General features: G+C 67.9%; 4 protein-coding genes. 3 read left to right on the forward strand and 1 reads right to left on the reverse strand.

Annotated elements, in window-relative coordinates; translation table 11 throughout:
• Positions 1–292: 292 nt before the first annotated feature.
• Positions 293–805, reverse strand: a complete 513-nt coding sequence (locus EP26_RS30005) for a hypothetical protein (protein ID WP_043344965.1) — start codon at positions 803–805, stop codon at positions 293–295.
• 380 nt (positions 806–1,185) lie between these two features.
• Between EP26_RS30005 and EP26_RS30010 the strand changes: the two genes are divergently transcribed.
• The 3 genes from EP26_RS30010 (at position 1,186) to EP26_RS30020 (ending at position 3,783) form a co-directional block, all read left to right on the forward strand.
• Positions 1,186–2,154, forward strand: a complete 969-nt coding sequence (locus tag EP26_RS30010) for an alpha/beta fold hydrolase (protein WP_169747550.1) — start codon at positions 1,186–1,188, stop codon at positions 2,152–2,154.
• A complete protein-coding gene (locus EP26_RS30015) occupies positions 2,151–3,188 on the forward strand; it encodes an alpha/beta fold hydrolase (RefSeq protein WP_157033948.1) in 1,038 nt (345 codons plus the stop codon). The genes EP26_RS30010 and EP26_RS30015 overlap by 4 nt, the downstream gene beginning before the upstream one ends.
• A 382-nt stretch (positions 3,189–3,570) precedes the next feature.
• Entirely contained in the window at positions 3,571–3,783 is a 213-nt protein-coding gene (locus EP26_RS30020; RefSeq protein ID WP_043344966.1) for an HflX-like GTP-binding protein, read from the forward strand.
• The last annotated feature ends 82 nt before the right edge of the window (positions 3,784–3,865 follow it).

A 3,865-nucleotide genomic window follows, 5' to 3' on the forward strand; every position in this document is an offset into this window, starting at 1 on the left:
CATCCAACACGGTCGCGGGCACTCCGCAGCTTCCTCGAATAGCAGCCTGCCAGCGACAAGCTGAGCCAAAGGTCCACTTCAGCTGTAAGAACCCGTTTCGGGGTGAGTGGCAAGCTTCCGAAACGGGCGGGAAGCAGACATAGGTGTGCTGTCCGTAAAGGCTGCTCAACGCCTATGTCGGTCATCAGCTTACCACAGCGGCGTTCCCGAAAGCGGACGTGCCCAGCCAGCTGTTCGATGGCCGAGTCGGATGGGGGTTAATGCTTGGAGCATGCTTGTTGCGCAACGGCGCTCACTTCATGGCGGCGCTCGTCCTGCCCACGAGCCTGAGCATGATGGCGAGATCCAGCTCCGCTGGCTCCTCGTGGCCGGGCGGCCGCGTGTATTCGGGTCCGTCCCCGGATGCCCGAGGCTGGTCCAGGCGAGCCCATTCGGACCTGCCGCTACCCTCGTCGCGGCTGAGGGTCACCGCCTCGCCCGAGAATGAGAGCAGAAAGCTGCGCCCGTCCGGCGCCAGGATCTCGGTCTCACCGCATCCAGGTAGGAGGGCGTCCACTAGGTGGTTCTTGGGCAGCTTCGACGGCTCCGCGGCCTCGTAGAGGTCGGCCGCGAGCCTGGCGTCCCCAGCGGAGGCGAACTCGCCAATGGGCAGGGGCGCGACCGGAAGGCGGCCCTCCTCGTCAAAGGAGGCGTAGCGGAGCTCGGCTCGGCCGCCCGCCCGAAGCTCGGAGACCACCCACACGCCATGGGCGGCCGCAAGCGTCCACGGAGCGCCCGCTCCCTTCCATGTCCAGCCATCCGACATCGGCACCTCCGGTGGCAGAACTCCCGGGCGCGCACTTGGTCCCAAGTGCGCGCCCGGAACTGTGATGGATGCGACCGGTTGTCCTGCTTAACCATTGAGGAGCTCACATCTTATGGTCCAACCCCGGCCGCGGGAGCCTTGGCCCCGAATACGCCCCAGGTGACGCCCTGATAGCCGCTGATGTCACCCGGGCTAGCGCCCAGTGTCGGGTGCCTCCTCGATCCAGGCGGGGACTGGCCAGGATCGGCGTGGTTCTTGCCACGGCCCTGGCCGCCTTGACCCTGCAGGCATGCACTGCCCCGGAGGTGGGCCCTACCGCGGCAGGCGCCGAGGTTCAGCCGCATGGGCAGCGGGATTCAGCGCCGCTCCCGCAGCACTTCGTGGAGGCGAACGGCGTCAAGCTGCGCTTTGTCGAGCGAGGGTCGGGCGATCCGCCCGTTGTGCTGCTACATGGCGACGGGTCCATGATCGAGGACTTCGCCACCAGCGGCTTGCTCGACCTCACCGCCGGGCCCCATCGGGTTCTGGCGTTCGACCGGCCCGGCTACGGCCGTAGCGAGCGGCCACGCGACCGGGAATGGACGCCGGAGGCCCAGGCAGAGGTGCTCGCGGCGGCGCTCGCGCGGCTCGGGGTCGAGCGGCCGGTCGTAGTCGGGCACTCCTGGGGCACCCTCGTCGCGCTCGCCCTGGCGCTCGACCGCCCCGCCGCAGTGTCTGGCCTCGTGCTGGTGTCCGGCTACTACTACCCGGTTCCCCGCCCGGCCGCCGCCCTTGCGGCGCTTCCTGCGGTCCCGGTGCTGGGGGATGCAATGCGCTACACGGTCGCGCCCGTGCTCAGCGCGCTGCTCTCGCCCGTTCTGATCGCCAAGGCATTCGACCCGGCGCCGGTGCCGCCGCGCTTTGCCGCGGGATTTCCGGTTCGGCTGACCCTCGGCCCCGAGCACATCCGGGCCAGCGCGGAGGACAGTGGCTTGCTTATGCCGTCGGCCGCGGGGTTCGAGCATCGCTACGGAGAGTTGCGGCTACCAGTGGCGATCGTGGCGGGCGCCGAGGACCGCATTGTGGATCCCGGGCTGCACTCGGTCCGCCTGCACCGCGAGCTGCCAGGGAGCACGCTGCGGGTCGTCCCGGGGCAAGGCCACATGGTGCATCACGGCGCCGCTGGTGTGGTGGCCAATGCCGTGGAGGCTGTTGCCTCAGCCGCCCGGCAGGCGCAGGTCAGTGAAGCGGTGCGCCTCCCGTGCTTGGCCTCCGGACGGCAACCCTTCGGCGGCGTCCCCGCTCCGTTATGCCGCGCGCAGCGGTGGAGGTGGCCCATTCGGCCTCCAGCAGGTGAGACAAAGACATGAACTTCTCCGGAAGCATGCAGGACCCCTGGACCTGGCAGGGCATCCTGCTCGCCGTTGCCGTCATCCTCGCCGTCCTGGCGGCACTGAACTACGCCGCCGCGCGATGGGCGGAGCGGCGCAATCCGCCCAAGGGCGCCTTCCTCGAAGTGGACGGCGTGCGGCTTCACTACAGCGACCGCGGTAGCGGGCGGCCTGTCGTCCTGGTACATGGCAACGCCGTGACCGGGGACGACTACAACACGAGCGGCGTCGCCGAGCGCCTTCTCGGAACCTGCCGCGTCGTCATCTTCGACCGGCCCGGCTACGGCTACAGCGAACGGCCGCGCTGGCGCCCCTGGGTGGCCTTCGAGCAGGCCGAGCTGCTGCACAATGCCCTGAAGCAGTTGCAGGTGGAGCGGCCGGTCGTCGTCGGGCATTCCTGGGGGACGTTGGTAGCCCTCGCGCTCGCCATCCGGCACCCGGCCGATACGGCCGGGCTCGTGCTGCTCTCGGGCTACTACTTCCCGACCTTCCGGCTGGATGCGCTAATGGTAGCGCCGGGGGCGACTCCCGTGCTGGGCGACATTCTACGCTACACCATCTCGCCTATCTTCGGCTGGCTCACCATGCCGCTGACCAAGCTCGCCATGTTCGCCCCCGCGCCGGTCACGGTGCGCTTCAAGGCCGAGTATTCCAACGCTCTGGCGCTGCGGCCGTGGCAAATCCGGGCGACCTGCGTGGACGGCGCGATGATGGTGCCGAGCGCGAGGAGTCTGCAGGCCCACTACGGCGAGCTGGCGATACCGGTGGCTATCATGGCGGGCGACGGCGACAAGATCGTCAGCTACCACCTCGCAGAGCGGCTGCGCGCGGCAATGCCCGACAGCACCCTGCAGATCGTGGCGGGCGCCGGGCACATGGTCCATCACGTCGCCACCGATCAGGTGGTGGAAGCCATTCTCGCGGTGACCGGGACGTCCGATGCCCCCATTTCCTCGGCGGCGCCGCTCTCCACATCCCGGACACTGACCGACGGCGCGAACGATGCCGCCTGATATCTCCGGTAGTTGGCCAGAGTCGGACCCAGCGGTGCCATTCATGCGAAGAAGATCTGCTTTCGGCCTTCAGGCTCCGAAAGGTGCCTGTCCGCTTTCGGCTAAGCCCGGCCATCCAGATTGCCGTCGGGTGGGTCCGCTTTGGGTCGAGTACGACCGCTCCACCTTCATTCTAAAGCGGGCTTCGAAACGCGCTGACCGGACTTTGGCGTGTATGTTCTTCCCTATCATGTCGAGCAGCACTGCCGTGATGATGGAACCACGAGACGTACGATTGAGATAAACCCCCTCCCTGGACTCCTGGGGCACTGGCGCGCTGCACAGACCGGAGCGACCCGCTCGAGGCTCGAGGTTTCGGCTCAGTCCGTGCTAACCCACCGCCATGGAAACCAAGCCCCCCGTTCCGCTCGCCGTCCTCGTTGGCATCCAGACGCCTGAGGTAGACGACGTCGCCCACGAAGCCAGCCTCGAGGAATTGGGACGCCTGGTGAAGACACTGGGCTACCAGGTGGTGGGTACGGTGTCCCAGAAGCGCGAGGGCACCGGCGCCGGGTCGCTGCTCGGAAGTGGCAAATTGGCGGAACTAGTGCACTGACCCAGACGGAGGATTCACAGCGGGCCGCTGCGGTGGAATTCTCCGGCTATGGCCCAGACCGTCAGTGTCATCGTTGGATCGG

It is taken from the genome of Belnapia moabensis DSM 16746 (assembly GCF_000745835.1).
GTDB lineage: Bacteria > Pseudomonadota > Alphaproteobacteria > Acetobacterales > Acetobacteraceae > Belnapia > Belnapia moabensis.